Source organism: Embleya sp. NBC_00888, assembly GCF_045207655.1.
Taxonomy (GTDB): Bacteria; Actinomycetota; Actinomycetes; order Streptomycetales; family Streptomycetaceae; genus Embleya.
The window spans coordinates 2,042,657-2,064,749 of the sequence record NZ_CP108784.1 but is presented as its reverse complement, the minus strand read 5'-3'; the positions used below and the strand labels follow the sequence as shown (position 1 = coordinate 2,064,749).

Here is a 22,093-nt window from a genome sequence, read left to right as displayed (position 1 = left end):
TATGCGCCCCCGGAATCCCACCCTTCCGCCGGCCGGGCGCGTCGCGGATGCGGCGCGAGGCCCCGGAGGGGGGCGCGGGGCGGGGCGCCCGAGGCGAGGGAGGTGGATCGGCCCGGCCCACACAGCAGCCCCGACAAGCCCGACCACGGCCGGCACATCGGCCGCCGACACGACTCGGGCTGCCCCCGGGCCGCCGGTTTCGGCTCCGGTTTGGCGCGTCAGCGCCCCCGACCCAGCACGCCCCCGGTGATCGACGCGCGAAGCGCGGAGAGCGGCGGAGCCGCAGGTATGGACGGTGTGACCCGGAGCGAAGCGGAGGGACACACCGTCCCGAGCGAGGCGCCGCTTTTTCTTGGAGGAGCTTGCGGGGGAAAGAAAAAGCGGCGCCTCGCGAGCCGGCGACGAAGTCGCCCAACAAGCAGCAACGCCGCGGGACACGACTCCGGCGCGTCGGCCCGCTGACTCCGCGACTCGGGCCTCCGGGTGCGCCACTCTTGCGACTCGGGTGTCTCGGTGCGCCACTCTCGCGACTCGGGCCTCCCGGTCCGCCACTCTCGCGACCCAGGCCTCCCGGCCCGCCACCCCACGACTCGCCTCTCCAAGCCCTGCCCCGCCCCACCCCGCCCCGCCCCCGACTCGGCCCCCACACAAAATCCGGCCTCGCGAGCCGACACCGCAGCCGTCACAACTAAAATGCCCCAGTGATCGTCGACTGCGCCATTTACACCAACGGCCGCCGGACCGAAGGCCCCGCCGACTTCTCGGATGCCTTGGACGAGGCCCGGCGGGTCGGTGACTCGTTCTTGTGGATCGGGTTGCACGAGCCGACGCCGAGTGAGTTCGATCTGGTGACGAGCGAGTTCGGGCTGCACCCGCTCGCCGTCGAGGACGCGCTGCACGCGCATCAGCGGCCCAAGCTGGAGACGTACGACGATTCGATCTTTCTCGTGCTCAAGACCTTGCACTACTACGACGAGACCTCCTCCGTGGAGACCGGGGAGCTGATGATGTTCGTCGGCGACTCGTTCGTGGTGACGGTGCGTCATGGGCCGGGTGCGGAGCTGAAGTCCGTCCGTCGCCGAGTCGAGAAGCAGCCCGAACTGCTCAAGCACGGCCCGGGCGCGGTGATGTACGCGGTCGCCGACGCCGTGGTGGACGCGTACCTGGCCATCGCCGGCGAGCTCGAGACCGACCTCGAGGAGTTGGAGGCGCGGGTCTTCTCGCCCAGCCGCGAGAACGACGCCGAACGCATCTATCTGCTCAAGCGCGAGGTCCTGGAGTGCCGGCGCGCCGCGCTGCCGTTGATCGAGCCGATACGGAAACTGGCCACGGTGGAGGTCGCCTTCGTACCCCCCGAGACCCGCCCGTTCTTCCGGGACGTGGCCGACCATGTGACCAGGGTCACCGAACAGATCGAGTCCTTCGACCGCTTGTTGTCCGACGTGCTCGGCGCGCACCTCGCGCAGGTGGGCGTCCGGCAGAACGAGGACATGCGCAAGATCTCCGCGTGGGCGGCGATCTTCGCCGTACCGACGATGATCGCCGGCGTGTACGGCATGAACTTCGACCACATGCCGGAACTCGGATCGGTGTGGGGCTACCCGGGCGCGGTCACCCTGATGGTGGCCTCGTGCTTCGTACTGCGTCGGATGTTCCGCAAGAGCGGATGGCTGTAGCGCCACGGCCGGCGCACCCGCCGCAACCAATGCACACCACAGCCAACGAACACACCACAGCCACGCCCGCCACAGCCGGCGCACCTGCCACCATCAACGCACCCGCCGCACCGTCGGACCCGGCCCGCCGCGTCACCCCGCTCTCCCGCCCCGCACTTCCGCCCCGCTCTCCTGCCCCGCACTTCCGCCCCGCGGCCGTCGCTCGTGTCCTTTGCCGCGTACGGTCGTTGACCTCTGTACCGGCCGTGGCGGGGACGCACTGGACTCCCCCGCCGCGGCCTGATTTCGTTCTGTGATCGATCAAGCGGTGGACCCTGGCGCCGCCCACGCCGGACTCTCGTAGGCTTCTGCTTGTACAGACGCGGCGGAAGCAGGTGGGGATGTTCGGCAAGTCGGGCAGGCAGCGCACATCGGGGACGCGCCCGGCCCAGGTTCCGGGGGCCGGAGCCGCCGGGGCCGACTGGTCCTCGCATACCCACCTCGAGGACGCGGTGCGGTCCTACCTGCTGCACCCGGACGTGGCGATGGAGGCACTGGGCTCGGTGCTCGGCCGGCGCCCGGTGCGCGGGTTCACCCTCGAGCGGGTCGTGGACATCAACGCGAACGGCACCTCGGTATGGCAGGAGGCCGCGGTCTGCGACGACCGGCGGCTCGTCCTCTGGCACAGCGAGGACATGACCGACCCGTCCGCCCCCGGCGGCACGGTGCTGGACTCCTCCGTGCAGGTGATTCCGCTCGGCTCGGTATCGCACGTCGGGATACGGACCCTGGTGGGCACCGACAACGACGGACGGCGGCAACTGCGCGGCGCGTTCGTGTTCCTGGCCACGCCGACCCTCCAGGAGATCGCCACCGTGCGCGGCGAGGACGGCGCGTCCACCGGCCGCTTCCGGCAGGAGGCATACCGGTTCAGCAAGTCGCTGGAGGACGGCGGCCCGGGCCAGATCCGCCGCCTCCTGGAATTCGCCGAAGTGATCGCGGCGCGCGTACCCGGCCCACGCTGACGAGTGCGCACGACGCACCGGTAGGCGGCGGGCCCCACATCGCGGAACCCGCCGCCGGCGTACTCGACCCGACCGGCGTACTCGACCCGGCCCGCATCATCGACCGGGTCGACCGTCCCCGCCGAGGACGTCCAGGACATCGCAGCAACCCAAGCCACCGCAGTCATGCAAGCCACCGCAGTCACGCAAGCCACCGCAGTCACGCAAGACGCATAAGACGCCCAGGCCCCCAAGACTCGCAAGACGCCCGAAACCCCCAAGTCCGGTAGATCGCTCGCCTCAGGACCCCGTGCCCGACAACTCCAACGCCTCCGCCGCGAGCCGCAGCGCCGCGATCCGCTCGTCGAGGGTGTTGCCGTTCGGCGCGATCGTCAGCGTCGTGACACCCGTGTCGGCGTACGCCTGCATCCGCTCCGCGATCCGCTCCTTGCCGCCGAGCAGGCAGGTCTTGTCGATGAAGTCGTACGGGACGGCCGCGCCGGCGCCCGCGTAGTCCTTGGCCAGGAACTTGTCCTGGATCTCCTTGGCCTCGGCCTCGTAGCCCATCCGGACCGCGAGCCGGTTGTAGAAGTTCTGGTCCCGGCTGCCCATCCCGCCCACGTACAACGCGGCATAACCGCGTACCTGGTCGGCGGCCTGCCGCGGGTCGTCGCCGACCACGAGCGGGACGGTGGGCACGACGTCGAAGTCGGCCATCGAGGCGCCGGCCTTCTCCCGGCCCGCGCGGATGTGCTTGAGCGACTCCTCGGCGTGCTCGGGCGCGTAGAAGACACCGAGCCAGCCGTCGGCGATCTCGCCGCTGAGTTCGAGGTTCTTCGGGCCCACGGCCGCGATGTACAGCGGGATGTGCTCGCGTACCGGGTGCACGGTGAGCTTGAGCGGCTTGCCCGGGCCGCCGGGCAGCGGCAGCGTCCAGTTGGCGCCCTGGTGGTCGACCCGCTCGCGGCGCATCGCCTTCCGGATCACCTCGACGTACTCGCGGGTGCGCGCGAGCGGCTTGTCGAACTTGACCCCGTACCACCCCTCGGACACCTGCGGCCCGGATACGCCCAGCCCGAGCCGGAACCGGCCGTTGGAGAGCACGTCCAGGGTCGCGGCGGTCATCGCGGTCATGGTGGGCGTCCGGGCCGGGATCTGGAAGATCGCCGAGCCGACATCGATCCGGGTGGTCTGCGCGGCGACCCAGGACAACACCGTGGCCGCGTCCGATCCGTAGGCCTCCGCGGCCCAGCAGACCGCGTAGTCGAGACGGTCGGCCTCCTGGGCCACCGCCAGGTTGTCGGCGTCGTTGCCCGCGCCGAAGTAGCCGAGGTTGATACCGAGTCGCATATTCGCGGACCCCCTGTTCGACGTCTGTCCGACGTCTCTCTCACGCCTGGACGGCGTTCGGTTGCTTTCGTATTGACGTCGCGGTGTTCGTTGCCGCTCGGTTTCGCTTGTTAGTGCTCGTTGTCGACCGTTTCCCGACGGATACCCGGACGGCGTACCGTCCGGCATCGAGCGGGCCCGTCGGTGCATCCCGTCCTCGCGACACCGGCCGAATCACCGCCCGATTCACCATCCGGATCACCGAGCGAATCACCCGGCGATCACCGCCCGATTCACCATCCGGATCACCGGACGATCACCGCCCGAATCACGGCCGAATCACCGGACGATCCGGGCAAGCCGAGCAGGTCGCCTCGGCCGACCATATCGTGTGAGCTACCAGCCGGTAACCTGCTTGGCCGGCATACCGCCGAACGGCCCCGCCAACGGCGGCGCAGGGGAGGGAACGGCTAGTCTCCGGTGCCATGGAGCAGCGACATCTCGGCCGCACCGGCCTGCGGGTCTCCCGCATGGGCCTGGGCACCATGACGTGGGGACGAGACACGGACGAGCACGACGCGGCCGACCAGATGAAGGCATATCTGGACGCCGGCGGCAACCTCGTGGACACCGCCGACGTGTACGCGGACGGCGAGGCCGAGTACATGATCGGCCGACTCCTGGACGGGTACATCCCGCGCTCGGAGCTGGTCATCGCCACCAAGGCCGCGAGCGTGCCGTACAGCGAACGCCGCTTCGACGGATCGCGCGGACACCTGCTCCAAGCCCTCGACCACTCGCTGGCCCGCCTCGGCACCGACCACGTCGACCTGTGGCAACTGCACGCGTACGACCCGTCGACGCCGCTCGAGGAAACCCTGCACGCACTCGACCTCGCGGTCACCAGCGGCCGGGCCCGATACGTCGGCGTCTCCAACTTCTGCGGCTGGCAACTCGCGAAGGCGGCCACCTGGCAGTCCGCCGCCCCGGGCCGGGTGGTCGTGGCCAGCACCCAGATGGAGTACTCCCTGCTCCAACGCGGCATCGAACGCGAGGTCCTGCCGGCCGCCCTCGACCTGGGCGTCGGCCTGCTCCCGTGGTCGCCCCTCGGCCGAGGCGTCCTGACCGGCAAATACCGCCACGCCATGCCCGCCGACTCCCGAGGCGCCTCCGCCCACATGGGCCCCTTCGTCGCCCCCTACCTCGACGACCACTCCCGCCGCATCGTCGACGCCCTCGCGACCGCCGCCGACGGCCTGGGCGCCGCCCCCATCGAGGTAGCCCTCTCCTGGGTCCGCGACCGCCCCGGCGTCGTCGCCCCGATCGTCGGCGCCCGCAACGCCACCCAACTCCGCGCCTCCCTGGCCGCCGAAGCAGTCGTCCTCCCCACCGAGATCCGCTCCGCCCTCGAAGACGTTTCCCAACCCATGACCGGCTACCCCGACCACACCTGGAGCCAGGCCTAACCCCACCCGAACCACACCCATCAAGCCCAGCCGACATCGACATCGACGCCGCCCCGCGCGCGGCGGCCGGTACGGGGCCGGCCCGCGCTGGGCTGCGTCGGTCGGCACGCACCGGCGCGGGGTGGGCATGTCAGCGTCTTGGCTCTTACAAGATTTTCGTAGCCGGTGATCGTCTCGGTCGGATGTCAGCTGAGCAGTATGCGCTGGCGTAGGAGCGGGTGTTTGGCGCGGCCGTACATCTGCCGCTTGAGCAGTTTGATCTTGTTGTTGACGCCCTCGGTGCGCCCGTTGTGATGGGGCAGGGTCAGGGCGGCGTCGGCGGCGGTGCGGTCGCGTTCCAGGCCGGTGGCGTAGGAGTGCAGGAAGGGCAGGTCGGCGGCGCGGACGCGGGTGATCCAGCCGGTCAGTGCGGTGGCGTTGCCGGGGGCCGGATCCAGCAGGTGTGCGAAGCCGCCGATCAGGTCGGCCAGGGTGGTCATCTCCGGGCACGCTCCGGCGAGTTGGTCGCGCAGGGTGCGCCGGTCCTCGTCCAGGTGGTCGGGGTGGGTGAGCAGGAGGCCGGTGGCGCGGCGCGGGGACAGGCGGGCGTGGTCGGCCTCGACGCGGCCCTGGGTGATGTGGCGGACCAGAAGGTTGGCGCTGCCGCTGTAGCCGAGTTCCCGGATCTCCGCCAGGAGGTGGGTGGTGGGGACGGCCGGGTCCTGGTCCCGGCGTCGACGCAGGTGGTCGCGGAAGGGGTCGATCAGGGTGGGCCGGTACTGCGGGGCCTTGACCGGGTGGTCGGGCTCGGTGTGGCGCGCGTAGCGCTTGACGGTGTTGAGCGCGAGGTTGAGGCGGCGGGAGCACTCCGGCAGTCCGACGCCGGCGTCGAGGAGCGCGTGGACCTGCCGCCAGCGCTCCCGGGTGGTCTCCGCGCGCTTGCCCTCCCGCAGCGGCGGACCGTACTTGGCCCGGCAGGCGCTGTGGGCGCCGACGTCCTTCAGGGCCGCTTCGGCCAGCCCGTGCCACAGGTGCCAGCGGTCCGCGACCTGCACGATCGTGGGGTCGGCGTCGGTGACGGCCTGCGCGAAGCCGCCCGCCCCGTCCCGGCACACCACTTCGACCCCGGGATGCCCGGCCAGCCACGCCACGACCGTCTCCTTCTTCCGGTCGGGCAGCACGTCGATCCGCTCTCCGGTCTCGGCGCAGGTCAGGATCGTGGCGTAGCGGTGGCCGCGCCGCAGTGCGAACTCGTCGATGCCCAGCACCCGCGGGGTCGGCCGGTCCGGCACGGTGATCCGCATCAGGCAGTTCAGCACGCTCGCCCAGGACAGCACATGGTGCAGCACGCCCAGCAGGCGGGCCCCGGCCGAGCCCACCAGCGCCACGGCCACCGCGTCGACGATCCGCTGCAGGGCCGGGGTGCGCCGCTGGTAGCGCCGCGTCAGCCCGTCGACCTGCTCGGCGAAGGTGGCCTTCGGGCAGTCCGGGTTCTCGCAGTACAACCGGCGCACCGTCAGGTCGATCCGCAGCGGCCGACCGCCGACCGCCTCGTCGGCGACGTGCCGCTGATAGCGGCTGTGCACCCAGTCGGAGGACCGCCCGCAGCCCGTACAGGGGGCCGGACCGCCACGCGTTCGCGCGGTCACGACCACCACACCGTCGACCGCCTCGACCAACTCGGCCACCACCGTCTTGAGTTGCGGCAGCAACACGTCCAAAACCTCGTCAGACACCCCGTAGCATCTCGCCGCGCGGCCCCGGTGTCACGCCCTGCGGGCACTGGCGATCACCGGCTACGAAAATCTTGTAAGAGCCAACTTTCAGACACATCCGCGCGGGGTGGCCGGGTCCGGGGGTGGGCCGGGTCGGACGAGGTACGCCGGCGCGGGGTGGCTGCTACGGGGCCGGCCCGCGCTGGGCTGTGTCGGTCGGCGCACGCCGGCGCGGGGTGGTCCGGGTGGCTGGGCCGGGTCGGATGAGGCACGCGGGCGAGAGCCGGGCTGGATCGACGCCCTACCGGTGCGCGGCGGCCGGTACGGGGCCGGGCCGGGCTGGGCTGTGTCGGTCGGCGCGCGCCGGCGCGGGGTGGCCGGGTGGTCCGGGTGGCTGGGCCGGGTCGGACGAGGTACGCCAGCGAGAGCCGGGCTCGGGGTGGCGGCGGTGGTCGGGGTGGCTGGAGGAGCGGGGTTGCAGTGCGTTTCGGCTTCGCTGAAGCGAGGTGGCGCGGGCGTGTTGACGCGCGGGGTGGCGGGCCACTTGAAGCGCTGATGGCATCAGGCTTGGCTTCTTTCATCGGCATCGGCATCGGCATCGGCATCGGCATCGGCATCGGCGCCGGCGCCGACGCCGGGGCGGGGCGTCGGGGCGGGGGTCGGCCCGGTTCGTCGCCCGGCGAGGGCCCATCGCCAGGGCCGCAGGGTTGGGCGTCGGCGGAACCGGGGGGCACGCCGAGGGCCTGCCTCGCCTGGATCGGAGGCCGGGTGCGTCCCGCGCGTGAGGTAGGCCGTAGGTACGTTGCTGAGGCGTCGGCGGTCTCGGCCAGTCGAGGTGGCGGCCGAGCGTCCGGCGGATTCGTACGTGTTGGGCCGGGCCTTCGGTGCGGCGGGAGGCGTCGGGAGGGTGGGGTGAGGCAGTTTGGGACCATCGATCCCGGTGCGGGTCGGTGATGCCGGCGTGGCCGGTGGTGTTTCGGGGCGTTCGAGCGAACGAGTTTGGGTCGGGTGTGGTTGACGTGAGTACGGGTGGCGTTGGTGGTGCAGGTGGTGTCGGCATGAACGACGGCGACATGGAGAGCGGCCCGCAGGACGCCGTCGAGCCCAAGGCCGACGAACGAGGCGATGCAGAAGGCCGATCCGGCGGCAAGGGAACGTCCCGGACCGTCGACTCCGCGCTCTCGAACCCGGAGGCCGCCTCGACCGATGCCCCTGATGCCCGTCCGAAGCCTGACCCGGTAGCCCTCCTACGCGATCAACTCGCAAGACTGGCGCGCGGCGAAGCCCCAACAGTCGTCGGCGGCGTCGACCACATCGATACCCCACACGGGGACGGCGCCGAGCGCGCCCGCAGACGTAGCGCGTTGGCCGCCGAAGCGGCCGAAGCGGCAGCCCTTGCCGCCGCCGAAACCGCCGCGCGCGAGGAGAACGCCACCGACGCATCATCGACCAACGATGAGAGCACTGCTCTCCACTCCCGCCCGGTGCGCGACGTCGAACTGCCACCAACCGCACACACCGAGAGCACCGCTCACAACCCTTCACGCACGGCCTCGACCACGGACAACACCCCCACCGCAGCGCCAAATCACGCCGCCGAGAACACCGCTCTCGCCTCTGAGACCGTCACCAACCCACCCGCGGCCCCACCGGCCGACAACGACCCGAACGCGGCGCGAAACGGATCCACCGAGAGCACTGCTCTCGCTGGTTCGGACGCTGCGAGCCCACCTCCGTCCCCGGCCGCCGGGGACGGGACGGGCGGGGCGCAGGGCCGCCTCGCGGAGAGCACTGCTCTCGCTGGTTCGGACGCTGCGAGCCCACCTCCGTCCCCGGCCGCCGGGGACGGGACGGGTGGGGCGCAGGGCCGCCTCGCCGAGAGCACTGCTCTCGCCTCTTCTGATGTCGCGAACGCAGCCCTGGCCGCGCCTGTCGGCGATGAGTCCAGTGGGACGCAAACCGGAACAACCGAGAGCACTGCTCTCGCCGCTGCGGATGCTGTGGGCCCACCTTCGCCCCCCGCCGCCGATGACGGGCCGGTTGAGGGACAGGGTCCCCTCGCCGAGAGCACTGCTCTCGCCTTGTCGGAGATCGCTGGTGCAACATCGGCCTCGGTTGCTGGTGGCGAATCCGCCGAAGTGCAAGACCGCCACCTTGAGAGCACTGCTCTCGATAATTCGGCGGCTGATCGCGGTGAGCCGAAGTCGGATGCCGAGAGCAGCGCTCTCGCCTGCCGAAACCGCCCGGTAGCGACATCGAGCCCGGATCCCGAGAGCACTGCTCTCGAAGCTTCAACCGCTTCTGAGGCAATCTCGGAAAACGAGAGCAGTGCTCACGCTGATTCGATCGAAGTCGGCTCGATCCCGAATCGAGAAGCAGAGAGCACTGCTCTCGACGGCTCGGGCGGCGAGCGTGACGAATCCGAGCCGAGGATCGAGAGCAGCGCTCTCGACGGTCGCGGCGGTGTGAGCGACGCGCCGGAATCGCCAGCCGAGAGCAGTGCTCTTCATTCGGCAGACCTCGGTCCCGATTCCGATTCCGGTCGCGACCGCAACCCCGGACCGGGGGTCGATCCCGGCGGGAAGCCCAACCCCAACTCCAGCCTCGACCCTGACTCGGGCTCCGGCCCTGTCTCCGATTCTGACTTCGGCTCGGGCCCCGGCTTGGGTCCCAACTTCGGTCCGCGCCCCGGCCCTGGCCCTGATCTCGGCTCCGGTCCGGGCCCCCGCCCTGACCCCGTCTCCGGCCCGGGCCCCCGCCCCGGCCCTGACCTCGGCTCGGGTCCCGGCCCCCGCCCCCTCCCCGGCCCCGGCCCCGGCTCCGGCCCGGGTCCTGACCTCGGCTCCGATTCGGGCTCCGCCCCCGGCCCGGACCTTCGTTCCGACGCTGGCCACGGTCCTGACACGGGCTCCGGCTCCGCCTTCCGTTCCAACGCTGCTAACGGCCCTGCCCCAGGTGGCACCGGCGGTCGCAGCACCGGTCTTGGTTCCGGCCCCGATCCCCGCGCCCACTCACACCCAGACGCAATGCTCGATCCGAAAACGGAGAGCGGTGCTCTCGAGAAGTCGGGTGCCGGCGGCGCGGTGCCGATGCCGGATAGCGAGAGCGGTGCTCTCGGTGGTTCGGGGACGAACGAGAGCAGAGGAGGGCCGGGGCGGGAGAGCGGTGCTCTCGGTGGTTCGGGGACCAGCGAGAGCAGAGGATGGCCGGGGCGGGAGAGCGGTGCTCCGAGTGGAGAGCGGTGGCAACCAGGGGGTGGGGCGGAGGCGCACGCCGGCCCGGCTTCGGGGGGCGGAGCTGGTCGGCCGAGTTCGCGTGGCGACAACAATGTCGGCGGTGGTGGTGATTGGGTAGGGCCCGGAATCGGAGGCGGCGCGGATGTAGTTGCGTCTGCGGTAACCGCGGCGGGTGCGCCGACAACAGCGCCGACACCGCCGCTGCCCGACCCGGCTCGGCGGCCCTTCGCCGCAGTCGTTGCCGACGTCGCCCGGCTCCTGGTGGCATCCGGGGCGCCCGAGCGGATGGCGCCGCAGGTGGCCACCGCGCTGGGCAGCGAGGCCGCGGAGACGTTGGCGGCCGATCCGTGGGCACTGCTCGCGGTGCCCGGGATCGCCCCTCAGCAGGCCGACCTTTTTGCCCGCGGGGCGCTCGGCGCCGGATGGATCGCCGACGATCCTCGGCGGGTGCGCGCGATCGTGTTGTGGCTGCTGCGGCGGGCCGCTCGACAGGGCGATACCGCGATCGAGGCCGATGCCGCCCGCGCGGCGCTCGCGCACTTCGAGGTCGGTGATCCCGATACCGCGCTGCGGGCCATACTCGCCGAGGGCCGCGTGATGGCTTTCGCCGCAGCACCGGCAGGGCTTGCGGAGGATGACGGCGACTTCGACGAAATCGGCGAATCCGCCGACGACTTCGATGCGGATTTCGACGAAGGATTCGAAGAACCCGATGAACTCGCCGCCGTGGGCGGCGTCTTGCTCGCCCTGGACGATTACGCCCTTGCCGAGGAGGCTATTGCCGAAGCGGTCGTCCGGCTGATGTCCACCGTCGAACCGTGGCCGGAGACCGGCGACACCAAGCTCGACCGCGCGCTGGGTACGAACGGCGTCCTTCTGTACGCCGCGGGCCCCGGCGAGGAACCGCCGGCCGCGATCCTGACCGTCGCCGCGAACGCTCGGAACGCCGGATTGCGGGTAGCCGTCGTCGCACCGACCATCGACGGCCGGGACCGACTCGGCGCGGGTGTGGTCGGACTCCGGGAATTGGCCGGGATGGAGCGCGGCCCGGACGGCACCCTCGAACTCGACCTCCTCGTCGTCACCGACGCGACGCTGCTCGACGTCACCGCCGCCGCCGGGATCTTCGAGGCCGTACCCGACGGCGCCAGGCTCCTGTTGGCCGGTGACCCGGCCGGCCTCGAATCGACGGGTCCGGGACGGGTGTTCACCGACCTTGCGGCCACCGGTGCGATCCGCGCCCTGGTTGCTCCGACGGTGCCCGACGATCCGCCGGCGGCGCTCGCCGACGGCATTCGGGACGGCCGGCTGCCTCCGATCCAGGATCCCGAACGTCGCGTCGTTCTGATCCCCGCCCACAGCGGCGAGGAGGCCGCCCATCGGTGCGCGCAGTTGGTCGCCGACTCGATTCCTCGGGCGATCGGGATCGCGGCCGGGGACGTACTCGTGGTCGCTCCCCTCGCGACCGGTCCTGCCGGCGCGACCGCGCTGAACGCCGCGCTCAAGGCCAGGCTCAACCCCGGTCGGGAAACCGGCCCTGGGGTGGGGAGTTCCGCTGTGTCCGGCGACAGTGGGACCGGCGCGATCGACGTCGGGGACTGCGTGATTCGGGCCATGCCCGACGCAAGTGGCGGTGTGGTTCAGGGAATTGTCCACGAGGCGCTTCCCGACGGCCGGGTGGTGGTGGCCTTCGGCAGGGCGGCCCCGGAGGCCTTTCGGCGAGCCGAGCTGCGTCACGGCTGGGCCTTGACGGCCCGTCAATCCCTTGGCGTCCGCCGCCCGGCGGCGGTCGTCGTACTTCCCACCGAAGGTGCCGACGCCTACACCCGGGCCCTCATGTACACGCTTGTCACCCGAGGCGAACGCCACGTCTCGATCGTCCACGCGGCCGGCCCCGCACTCGCTGCCGCAGTCGCCGCCGACCCGACCCGTCTGCGAACCACCCACCTCCAGCAGGCATTGCGCGAGGCGGCGGGCTGAGCCGGCATCCGTGAACCCCGCGTCCGGGCCGTGCGGGATGGCGGTTCGGACGCGGGTTCGCGTTGACGGGGCGGGCCGGTGTGAGAAGGCGCCGGGGCGGATGCGTGAAGGGGTCGGAAAGGATGCGGGGAGGGGCCGGGTGGGGGAGTGAGTCGGGTCAGTCGGCCAGGCGTTCGCCTGTGGACTTCGAGAACTTGTGGATCTCGTCGGCGCGAGGGGTGAGGTGCAGGGTCTCGCCCTTTTGGGGAACATTGGCCCCGGCGACGCGGACGACCAGTGTGGTGGGCGTGCCGCCGACCTGGGCGGTGCCGTATACGTAGGCGTCGGAGCCGAGTTCCTCGACGACGTCGACCGTGATGGCCAGGCCGCGCGCGTCCGTGCCAGAGGTGACCTCAAGGTGTTCGGGACGGACGCCGATCGTGATTCGGTCGGCGTTCTCGGCCCGGGCGGTGGCCTGCGCCTCATGGGTGAGTGGGACCAGGACGTCGCCGAAACGGATGCCGCCCTCGGTCAGTTCGGCGTCGATCAGGTTCATCGACGGTGAGCCGATGAAGCCGGCGACGAATACGTTGATCGGGCGCCCGTACATCTGGCGCGGTGTCGCGACCTGCTGGAGGATGCCGTCCTTGAGTACGGCGACGCGGTCGCCCATGGTCATCGCCTCGACCTGATCGTGCGTCACGTAGACCGTCGTCGTACCCAACCGCCTTTGTAGACCAGCGATTTGGATGCGGGTCTGGACGCGGAGCTTGGCGTCGAGGTTGGACAGGGGTTCATCCATCAGGAATACGCGGGGCTCGCGTACGATCGCGCGGCCCATCGCGACGCGTTGGCGCTGGCCGCCGGACAGGGCCTTCGGCTTGCGATCGAGGTACTCGGTGAGATCGAGGATCTTCGCGGCTTCGGTGACCCGCCGGGCGATCTCGTCCTTGGACTGGTGTGCGATCTTGAGCGCGAAGGCCATGTTCTCGGCCACTGTCATGTGCGGGTAGAGCGCGTAGTTCTGGAACACCATCGCGATGTCGCGCTCTTTGGGTTCGAGGTTCGTGACGTCGCGGTCGCCGATCCGGATTGTGCCGGAGTTCACGTCCTCCAGGCCCGCGAGCATGCGGAGAGCGGTGCTCTTGCCGGAGCCGGACGGGCCGACCAGGACCAGGAATTCCCCGTCGCCGATGTCGAGCGAGAGGTTGTCGACGGCGGGCCTGTCGCCCTTGGTGTACCGGCGGGTGGCGCGGTCGAACGTGACGGTGGCCATGTGGTCGTGTCCCCTCACCCGGCAGGAACGTGCCGGACGGTCCGAGGTAGTGGGGGATTCAGCGTGCCCGGCGCCGGGCGGCCCGGTACGGCGCCGGCTCAAGGCGCGCTGGGGGAGCCACCCGCGCGGGTGACGGCCGTGCGCCAAGTGGCGGTACGGCACGGCGGTGTGGCACGGCGGTATGGCAAGGCCCTGTGGGCACAGGGCCGGACGAGGGAGGTGTCACCCGGCCGTGCGCGCCGATGCCCCTGACGTCGAACCGGCGTGGGTGGCGCGATGGGTGGGTCGATGCGTCGGTTGGCGGGCCCGCCATGAGCCCAGGCCGGCTGACGGCCTTGTCCGACGACGGCTCGGCTTCCCGCTGCCGGATGTGGCGGCCGAGCGTGCGGGCGGGGGCCGTGCGACGGAGGGCCACGGACGGAGGGCCGGGGACGGACGGTCGCCCGCGCGTCGAACATCTCTGTCTCACAGTCGCCTTCGCGTGTCGATGGATGGCTACCTGATACCGCGTGGACGTCAGCCCTGCGTCGATTGGTGGCGTGTGTGACGGCTCGACGGGCGGGCGTACGGCCGCCCGCGCATGGGCAGCCGGCCGCCGCTTGGCCGGGGCGGATGTGCCTTGTTTGGGCTGAACTCTCCTGCGCGGGCGGGCGGACGGGCGCTGCTGCCGGTGCCGGGGGTCGGGCGGGCGGATCCGGTGTGGTGAAGGGGGCGCGTCGGTGCTCCATCGAGTGAGGGGGTGTCATCCACGGTGGCGATATGCCGGGCACCGAATGACGGTTCGCTTGCGTCGTTGCGGGAGCAACGCTGCGTGCCGTCTCGTGGCCCCCCGTTGACCGCTGTCCGTCTGCGAGGCCGGCGCCCCTCACGTGCCGATCCACCACCACCGCCGGCGGCGAAGCGTGGCGTCCACTCGCCGTGGACGTTCGCCGAGTCGGGCTCGTCGGCTGCCCTCCCGTCGTGGACCTCCCGGGCGATAAGAGCGCCCATCGGCGCCGGGCCTGGCCGGGCCTGGCCTGACGATCGAGCCGGACGGACGACCGTACGGTGGGGGCGACTTACGACCGGCGCGCGCCGAATAGCCACCTTCGCGCGCCGGCATGCCGATAGATGTCCGAGTCGTACGGCGAGCCTTGCCGGGCTGAGGAGCCGTCATCCGCTTGAGCCGCGGGCGTTGCGCCACCCGGCGCGAAACGCTGCGTCGCCGCCGGGCGTCCGGCCGGGCGACCACGGGGTCACCAGCCGTGGGCCGCTGCCCTCCGTCGGCCAAGCCGTGAGGCTGATGACACCCGAACTCGAGCCTCCGGACCATCCGGTCGTTCCTGGCCGGCGTCGGCTCGGAGGGGATGGTCGCGCGTGGCGTGGCGGTGTGCCGTGGGCGGGCTGTCGTCGGAGCGGCCCGAACGCCGCCGCCCCACTGTCGCCTTCACCCACCGGCGCGCGCACGGACCGGCCCCACCGGCGAAATGCCCCTCCGCACGCGGTCACTTCGCCGAGCAACGTCTTGCCCGACCTCGAACGGACGCTCGGAAGCCGAGCCGAGCCGAGCCGAGCCGAGCCGAGCCGAGCCGAGCCGAGCCGGGCCGGGCTGGCGCGCGATGGTGGTCCCTGTCGTGCGCGTTTCCGGTGTCGGGTCTCGTGCCGGGCGTCGAGCGCTCGTGGGTCGGTCAGTTGGTTTCGAGGACCTCGACGAGGGCGCCGACGTGGAGGATGGCCTTGGTATTCGGGGAGAGTTCGGGGATCAGGTTCTGGCCGAAGATGAGCTTGTTGTCGAATCGACGGTGCTTGCCGAGGGACTTGAGCGGCTCGGGGCCACGGGCGCCGGTGTGTTGGTCGGTCGTGGTGATCACGCAACGCGAACACGGCTTGACCACACGGAAGATGACGTCGCCGATCCGGACTCGGCGCCAGTTGTCCTCGGCCCAGCCTTCGGGTCCGTCGATGACGACGTTGGGGCGGAAGCGGTTCATCGGCAGCGGCGAGTCCATGACGGCGTTCAGTGCTTCGAGTGAACCCGTGGTGGTCAGCAGCAGCGGAAATCCGTCCGCGAAACTCACCCGATCGGATGCATCCGCGAAGCGCTGATCGGGCGTTCGTCGGGTCGGATCGTCGAGATGGACCAGTCGGACGTCGATGCCCAGCAGCTTTCCGAACCACGTATGCGCGTCGTCCGGGCCGATGGCGGCCTCGAGTTCGTCGTTCCAGACGGTCACCGGAACGAGCCGGACCTCGGCAGTCGGCTCGATCCACAATTCGTCCATCGAGGGCGCGCTTACGGCGAGTCGCCCGTCCGCCTCCTGACGTACCGTCACGGTCGCGAGCAGTGGCTGCTTGCGCTGGCTGACGAACCGTCCGGTCTCGTCCACGAGCATCCAACGCCGGTCGTCGGCAAGACCCCAGGGTTCGACCACGGCCTCGGAGAGGTCGATACCGCGTGCGGACTTGATCGGATACACGTGCAAGGAGGCGAGGTGGTGCATGCGTTCACTTTTTCACGCCGGTCCGGGGAGGCCGGCGGGGGATCGGTGCGACGCCGCCCTGCTCGGGAGGTGCCACACGACGTGCGGTGGAGCGACTCGATGCGCGACGCGATCCCCGACTCGTGCACGTGGCGACGGGTCGGATCCGCACGAGTCGTCGAGTACGTACGGCCTGTGTACTCGACCGGCGGTGTCCTACGGCCGGCGCGTGAATCAGTAGCGAGGCGGGAACTGGCCCGGCTCACCCATGTTCGGCACGCGCGGCGTCGGGACCTGCGGCGGCTGTACGTACTGCGCGGCGTACTGCCCGGCGCCGGGCTGCGGCGCCTGGTGCACGGCCTGTTGGGGTGCCTGCGGCGCGGCCGGGGCCATCGACGCGTAGCCCGACATGTGCGCGTTGTTGTACTGGCCGCCGCCGTACTGCGGGGAACCGCCGCCGTATTGCGCAGGTACCGGCAGCGGGGCGGGCAGCGAGGGCATCGGGGCCGGCGTGTTGTAGCCGTAGCCCGGGGCCGACGCGCCGTACGCGGACCCGTACGCCGGAGCGGGCGACGAGTGCGAGGACGGGAGGGCCGGGAGGGCGGGGAGCGCCGGTCGTTCGCCGAAGAGCGGGTGCATGGCGAAGTCCGGCATGGGGAGGTTGAAGGGGCCGATCTCCGGCCGGCCCCGTTCGGCCACCAGCCGGTCGTAGATCGGGGTCTCCGAATACGGCGAGTAGATGCCGCCGTCATAGGCGCGAGCCGAGGTCATGGCCGATAAGGTACGCGATTCGCGGCGCTTGCGAACCCCCTGGGTCGTGACGAATTTCAGCGGGTCGCGTCTGAACTTCGTCAAGCCTTGCCAATGGCCTCGACCGGGGCGGTTCCGTAGCCTGCGCAGGGCATGTGATAGGGCGTCACATTTGGGTCGAATCCACCGTGTCGGGCGTCTGGCCTTTCGCCGATCGGCCGGCGCATGATGCGGTACGAGCGGGCTTCGTCACCCGCAGTCGCGATTGGCTGCCGGGTGGCAAGGCCATGAACGTCCCGGGCAGTGCCGCCCGCCGGTTGGTGCCGGCCTGCCCACCCGGCCGGGGAGGACTACGTGCGGCACGACTCGCAAGAGGCGCAGGACGGACGCGGCGAAGGGCAGCAGGCGCCGGAGCGGGCGCGAGGACAGGTACAGGGGCAGGTGCAGGCACTGGGTCGGGCGCGCGATCGGGATGGCGAACGGGAGCGGGCTCGCATCCGGCGGGGTCGTTGGGGAGGGTCGGCGGCGCGGGACGCGGAGGGTGTTGCGGAGGCGGCGAGGGGGGCGGCAGCGGCGGCGCGGGCAGTGCGGCCGGAGGGGGGCGCTTCGTCGGAGGTCTCGGGCGTGCCGGATGTGGCTGATCCGTCGGATGTGTTGGGTGACGCGGGTGGTGGGTTGCGTGCCGGTGGTGGCGTGGGTGGGATGGCGGACGGTTCCGGTGATCGGGGGGTAGCGGAACCGGTGCGGGAGCTGCTGGTGCCGCGGTTGGTGCCGCGGGCCGAAGGGGGTCGAGATTCGGACGACTTCGGGTCGGGCCGCCGAAGGCTGGTTGGTCGAAGGCCGGGCGGGAGTGGCCGGCGTCGGGGCCGCAGCCGGAGGTGGGGCCGGGATTGGGGCCGGCCGTGCGGACAAGGGCTGGGGCGGCGACGCTCGATCCGGGGGCGGTCTTCGTGGCGATGGCCGGGGTTGGCGGGGCGGACCTGGCGCCGGCGGCGGCCTCGGCGACGCTCCGGCGGTCGGCTCCGAACTAGGCGCGGATGACTTAGCCCGCGATGGTCGGGGTCGCCGAGTCGTGGTTCGAGGCGACGCCGGAGCCGCGGGCGATCGCTTGCGGGCCGGCGTTGATCGTGACGGTCCCGCTTTCGGCGACGGAACTCGAGTTCCTCCGCGACAAGATCGTCTGCCGCAAGACGATCGGCTCGGCGATGATCGGTTCGACAACGACGACACGGGTCGTGGCTCGCGCCTGCCCGACGATCGGACTGACGATCGTCGGGCGCAAGATCGTCTGTCGCAAGACGATCAGTCCGATGATGGTCGGGCTTCGGATGATGGGCGACGAGATATTCGCGAGGGAGATCCTGCGGAGCGAGGCGAACGCTCCGACGGTGGTCGAGTTCGAGCTGGTGGGGCGGTGTGCGCCGGCCGAGACCAGGGTGGCGGGGCGCGAGATGATCGCGAGCGAGATTGTCTGACGGCAGATGATCGGAACGGCGATGGTACGGCTCGAGATCGACGAATCGATGATGGTCGAACCGGCGGGAGTGGGACTTTGGGCGACCGAGTTCAGGGTGGGCGGGCACAGGATGGTCGCGACCGAGACCGTCTGGAAGGGGATCGCCTCGGCCGAGATGATCTTCATCAAGATTGTCTGAATCAAGGTCGTCCGGGGCGAGAGCTTCTTGGGCAAGACCGCCTTGATCAAGAGCGTCCTGCGGGAGGTCGTCTTGCTCAAGATCGTCTGGCTAAAGATCGTCTGGCTCAAGACGGTGTTGCCCGGGATGGCGTTTCCGTGGACCCTCTTGCTCAAGACGGTGCTGCCCCGGAAGGTGCTGCCCAAGGCGGTCTTGCTCAAGATCGTCTTGGGCAAGATCGTTTTGTGCAAGATCGGGTGGATCGAAGTCGTCTTGGTCGAGACCGTCTGGAACGGCAGCGTCTTGGGCGAGACGAAGCCAGTCGCGTCGAAGCAAATGTGAGCAAACCGAATCGAGGCGAGCTGAATCGGGACGAGCTTGCCCGAGGCGAACCGAAGCGGCGGCGATCGTCGCAAGCTCCCCCGACCCGGGCCGATCGGAGTCGCAACGGCGGCTTGGATGACGCCGATCGATTCCTGGACGACGCGCTTCCCCCGGCCGGGGCCATCGACCCGCCGCCACCCGGTGTCGCCTTGCTGGATCGCATCCATGGAGGCTGGATCGGACGTTGCCTTGGTGCCCACGAGGCGGCGCGTATCCCGGGCGGGTCGGGTGTGCCGGATGCCGCTCGCGCGGAGGACCGTAGCGACGCGATGGATCGGGCGGTGCTGAGTCTGCGGGTGTTGGAGTTGCACGGGCCGGGTTTCACGAGTGCGCAGGTCGGGGCGTTGTGGTTGCTGACGCTGCCGTTCCTGCGTCCACGTCCGGCGGAGCAGGCCGCGTATCTGGCTTTGCTGGGTGGTGCGTTGCCGCCGGCGACGGTGTCCGCGGGGAGTGCTCGCGGTAGTACCGATGAGGCGATGGCGCGAGCGGATCTGTACGGGTACGTGGCCCCCGGCGATCCCAGGCGGGCGGCGCGGCTGGCGTGTAAGGACGCGCTTGTGTCGCATGAGGGTGAGGGGCTGTATGCGGCGATGTGGAGTGCGGCGCTTGCGGCGGCTGCGTTCACGGCGCGGGATGCGGCGCAGGCGGTCGGTGTGTCGTTGCGGCATGTGCCCCTCGAATCGCGGTTGTCGGGCGCGATTCAGGGTGTTCTGGTCGCCTATACGCGTGGGCGGACCTGGGAGCAGGCCGCGGCCGAAGTGCATCAGCGCTACGGAACCGCCACGCGGTGGGACGCGCTTGGGAACGCCTGCCTGGTTGCGGCGGGGTTGCTTTGGGGTGATGGGGATCCGTGTCGGCAGATCGGCCTGACGGTACGTGGGGGCTTGGACATCCAGACCACCGCGCCGGTGGCGGGTTCGATCGCCGGGGCCCTGTACGGCGCGGAGGCGGGATGGCCGTCGATGGCGCCGAGTCGGGTCAGGACCGGGCTGCCGGGGCAAGAGGCTTGCGTACTGGAGGAGTTGGCGCGACGCACCCTTGCGGTGACCCGCGCGGAGGCGCCTTTGTGGTGAGGGATGGGTGGAGGCGCGTTTGATGGGGGCTTGGTGAGAGTTGGGTGAGGGTCACGCAAGCGCGGTGACGTTGACGGGTTGGGTGGGTTGCGGGGCTGCGGGGTCGCGCTGTGGCGCTTCCGTATCCGTATCCGTATCCGCGTCATTGTCATCGTGCTTGGCTTCGCCGCTCGGCCCCGTGGTTCTGGTTCATTTGCCGCGTGTTGGGCCGGTCTTGTGTTGGGTCGGGTCGGGGTGGGCGGCGCTGAGGTGATGGGTGCGTGCTGCGGAGGTGATTTCGTGGCGATCCCTGGTGTGCCCAGGGGCCAACAGCGGCGGATGGTTGTGGAGTTTCGGTATCTGCGGGCCCGGCGGCCACTGGGTCAACCCCGTTCGCTGCCGGACTTCGCCGCCCGCCACGACCCGCTTCCGGCCGCTCACCGGCCACCGCTCACCCGGCACCGCCCACCCGGCCACCGTTCACCCGCCACCGCCCACCCGCCACCACTGCCCACCGCCCACCCGTCGCCGTCCTTCGGTTGTCACCGACCGCTGGCCGTCGCCACCTTCGGTCGTCACCGACCCCACTGCCGACTGCCCGCCGCCCGCCGGCCGCCCGCCCCCCGGGGTTCCGGCGTTGTTGTTGCTGTTTGGTGGCGATCTTTGGGGGATTGGTCTGGTGCTGGACCTGGATGCGTTGGTGGGGCGGGTGGCGAAGGGGAGCGGCACGGGGTGCGGAGTGATCGTTCGGACGACGTGAGCCCGGCGGCGCCGAGGGTGGTCGGCGGGGGCGCTGTTGGTTTCGGTGGGTGGGTCGGGGGCTGGTTGGGGTTGCGGGGGTGTGGGTTATGCGATCCATGGCGGGAGGATGCGTTCGGCCTCCTTGGGGGCCATTCCGCAGGCGCCGGGCGGGGTTATGTCGTTCGGGTTGTAGGCGAGGGCTCCCGCGGGGCAGGTGACGATGGCGGAGAAGCCGGATTCGGTGTCCGAGTGGAGTTGGCGCGGGACGTCGGCAGGGAGGACGAGCGTGTCGCCGGTGGCCGCGGTGAGCTTTTCGCCGTCGACGTCGGCGGTGAGGCTGCCGGTGAGTACGGTCCAGATCTGGTCGGCGTCGATGGCGTGGTACGGGCCGGAGGTTGCTGCGGCCATGTCCACGCGCCACAGGGCCGCTTCGGTGCCGCCCTGGGTGGGGGAGGCGTACGTGGTCATGACGGCGTTCGGGGTGGTGGTGACGCGGGCGTCGGCACTGCGAATGACGGGCATACGTTGATCTCCTCGGTAAACTCGTGAGCAACTCGACAATGTCGTTGTCTAAATAGTGAACCAGGTTGTCTATTCATGTCAACAGATTCGCCTGCGGGCGGTACGGGCGGTCGGCGCGGCGTGGGCGGCCCGGGCGAAGTGGGCGGTGCGGACGGCGCGGGCGGTACAGGTGGCGTGGGCGATGGCGGGAGCGAGCGCGTTCCGGCGAGTGCGGGGGGCGTCGGCAAGCCCGTATCGGATCCGCCCGGCTTCGAGCTGCCGTTGCGCCTGTTGATGGCGTTTCGCATGCTCATCGACGAGGTTCACGCGGAACTCGCCCGGCAGGGCCATCCCGACCTGCGTCCGATGCATGGCTTCGTGTTCCAGGCCATTGGTCCGAACGGCACCACGGCTGTGGAACTCGGCCGCCTGCTGGGCGTTTCGAAGCAGGCGGCGGGCAAGACGATCGATGGCCTGGAGCGCCTGGGCTACGTCGAACGCGGAGTGGATCCGAGTGACGCGCGGCGCAAGGTGGTTCGGCTCACCGCGCGCGGCGTCGATTCGCTCGCGAAGTCGGCGGCGGTCTTCGAGGAACTGCGTGCCAAGTGGGGTGAGACGCTCGGCATGGATCGATTGCGTGCATTGGAGGAGGATCTTCGGACGATGACACCGGGGGACTCGTTCCACTTCGACATGCCGGCTTGGTTCGGCGGCGGGTGATCGCCGGACGGGTCGGGCAGGACCAGGCCGGAGCGGTTCCGGAGCGGCCTCGGAGCGTATTCGGACCGGACCCGGAACGGACCGGACCGGAACGGCGCGGACCGGAGCGGACCCGAACCGGGCGGGCCGGACCGGGCGGGCCGGACCAGGCCGGAGTGGACCGACTCGGGCTGCTGTGGGCATCGGGCGAGCCGACGCCGCCCCCCGAACCGGCCGGCCGTGATGCCTCGGTG

Annotated in this window: 13 protein-coding genes; 6 read left to right on the top strand and 7 right to left on the bottom strand. The window is 70.8% G+C overall.

Features of this window, described 5'->3' with window-relative positions:
* The first annotated feature begins 701 nt into the window (after positions 1-701).
* The gene (gene corA, locus OG948_RS08080) at positions 702-1,676 is read left to right on the top strand and encodes a magnesium/cobalt transporter CorA (RefSeq protein WP_406295013.1); all 975 of its coding nucleotides are present in this window, start codon (positions 702-704) and stop codon (positions 1,674-1,676) included.
* A gap of 380 nt (positions 1,677-2,056) precedes the next feature.
* Positions 2,057-2,680, top strand: a complete 624-nt coding sequence (locus OG948_RS08075; protein ID WP_406295012.1) for a hypothetical protein — start codon at positions 2,057-2,059, stop codon at positions 2,678-2,680.
* A gap of 279 nt (positions 2,681-2,959) precedes the next feature.
* Here the strand turns inward: OG948_RS08075 and OG948_RS08070 are convergent, their stop codons facing one another.
* Positions 2,960-4,009, bottom strand: coding sequence for an LLM class F420-dependent oxidoreductase (locus OG948_RS08070; RefSeq protein WP_406295010.1), 1,050 nt, complete (start codon positions 4,007-4,009; stop codon positions 2,960-2,962).
* Between the two features lie 464 nt (positions 4,010-4,473).
* Between OG948_RS08070 and OG948_RS08065 the strand changes: the two genes are divergently transcribed.
* The gene (locus OG948_RS08065) at positions 4,474-5,454 is read left to right on the top strand and encodes an aldo/keto reductase (RefSeq protein WP_395863504.1); all 981 of its coding nucleotides are present in this window, start codon (positions 4,474-4,476) and stop codon (positions 5,452-5,454) included.
* Positions 5,455-5,639: 185 nt separating this feature from the next.
* Here the strand turns inward: OG948_RS08065 and OG948_RS08060 are convergent, their stop codons facing one another.
* Positions 5,640-7,169, bottom strand: coding sequence for an ISL3 family transposase (locus OG948_RS08060; RefSeq protein WP_406295008.1), 1,530 nt, complete (start codon positions 7,167-7,169; stop codon positions 5,640-5,642).
* 932 nt (positions 7,170-8,101) lie between these two features.
* On the opposite strand from OG948_RS08060, the gene OG948_RS08055 reads away from it, so the two are divergent.
* Entirely contained in the window at positions 8,102-12,364 is a 4,263-nt protein-coding gene (locus tag OG948_RS08055; RefSeq protein ID WP_406295006.1) for a helix-hairpin-helix domain-containing protein, read from the top strand.
* Positions 12,365-12,521: 157 nt separating this feature from the next.
* On the opposite strand, the gene OG948_RS08050 is transcribed toward OG948_RS08055, so the two are convergent.
* From OG948_RS08050 to OG948_RS08035, 4 genes are all read right to left on the bottom strand, one after another.
* On the bottom strand, positions 12,522-13,619 hold the full coding sequence (locus OG948_RS08050; RefSeq protein ID WP_406295004.1) for an ABC transporter ATP-binding protein: 1,098 nt from the start codon (positions 13,617-13,619) through the stop codon (positions 12,522-12,524).
* A gap of 1,667 nt (positions 13,620-15,286) precedes the next feature.
* Positions 15,287-16,099 (bottom strand): MOSC domain-containing protein, encoded by an 813-nt coding sequence (locus OG948_RS08045; protein WP_406295002.1) that lies wholly within the window; start codon positions 16,097-16,099, stop codon positions 15,287-15,289.
* Between the two features lie 213 nt (positions 16,100-16,312).
* Entirely contained in the window at positions 16,313-16,849 is a 537-nt protein-coding gene (locus tag OG948_RS08040) for a DUF6643 family protein (protein WP_406295001.1), read from the bottom strand.
* A 1,021-nt stretch (positions 16,850-17,870) separates the two neighbouring features.
* Entirely contained in the window at positions 17,871-19,013 is a 1,143-nt protein-coding gene (locus OG948_RS08035; protein WP_406295000.1) for a hypothetical protein, read from the bottom strand.
* A gap of 63 nt (positions 19,014-19,076) precedes the next feature.
* Between OG948_RS08035 and OG948_RS08030 the strand changes: the two genes are divergently transcribed.
* Positions 19,077-19,919, top strand: coding sequence for an ADP-ribosylglycohydrolase family protein (locus tag OG948_RS08030; RefSeq protein WP_406300202.1), 843 nt, complete (start codon positions 19,077-19,079; stop codon positions 19,917-19,919).
* Between the two features lie 825 nt (positions 19,920-20,744).
* Here OG948_RS08030 and OG948_RS08025 read toward each other — a convergent pair.
* A complete protein-coding gene (locus tag OG948_RS08025; RefSeq protein WP_406294998.1) occupies positions 20,745-21,161 on the bottom strand; it encodes a cupin domain-containing protein in 417 nt (138 codons plus the stop codon).
* A gap of 273 nt (positions 21,162-21,434) precedes the next feature.
* Between OG948_RS08025 and OG948_RS08020 the strand changes: the two genes are divergently transcribed.
* Positions 21,435-21,860, top strand: coding sequence for a MarR family winged helix-turn-helix transcriptional regulator (locus OG948_RS08020; RefSeq protein ID WP_406300201.1), 426 nt, complete (start codon positions 21,435-21,437; stop codon positions 21,858-21,860).
* Positions 21,861-22,093 lie beyond the last annotated feature (233 nt).

What these genes read in the sequence shown, in the direction of transcription:
- OG948_RS08045 (WP_406295002.1), bottom strand. Translation starts at nt 16,099, where the DNA reads ATGCACCACCTCGCCTCCTTGCACGTGTATCCGATCAAGTCCGCACGC.
- OG948_RS08035 (WP_406295000.1), bottom strand. Translation starts at nt 19,013, where the DNA reads ATGGATGCGATCCAGCAAGGCGACACCGGGTGGCGGCGGGTCGATGGC.
- OG948_RS08055 (WP_406295006.1), top strand. Translation starts at nt 8,102, where the DNA reads ATGCCGGCGTGGCCGGTGGTGTTTCGGGGCGTTCGAGCGAACGAGTTT.
- OG948_RS08040 (WP_406295001.1), bottom strand. Translation starts at nt 16,849, where the DNA reads ATGACCTCGGCTCGCGCCTATGACGGCGGCATCTACTCGCCGTATTCG.
- OG948_RS08050 (WP_406295004.1), bottom strand. Translation starts at nt 13,619, where the DNA reads ATGGCCACCGTCACGTTCGACCGCGCCACCCGCCGGTACACCAAGGGC.
- OG948_RS08070 (WP_406295010.1), bottom strand. Translation starts at nt 4,009, where the DNA reads ATGCGACTCGGTATCAACCTCGGCTACTTCGGCGCGGGCAACGACGCC.
- OG948_RS08075 (WP_406295012.1), top strand. Translation starts at nt 2,057, where the DNA reads ATGTTCGGCAAGTCGGGCAGGCAGCGCACATCGGGGACGCGCCCGGCC.
- OG948_RS08025 (WP_406294998.1), bottom strand. Translation starts at nt 21,161, where the DNA reads ATGCCCGTCATTCGCAGTGCCGACGCCCGCGTCACCACCACCCCGAAC.
- OG948_RS08065 (WP_395863504.1), top strand. Translation starts at nt 4,474, where the DNA reads ATGGAGCAGCGACATCTCGGCCGCACCGGCCTGCGGGTCTCCCGCATG.
- OG948_RS08020 (WP_406300201.1), top strand. Translation starts at nt 21,435, where the DNA reads ATGGCGTTTCGCATGCTCATCGACGAGGTTCACGCGGAACTCGCCCGG.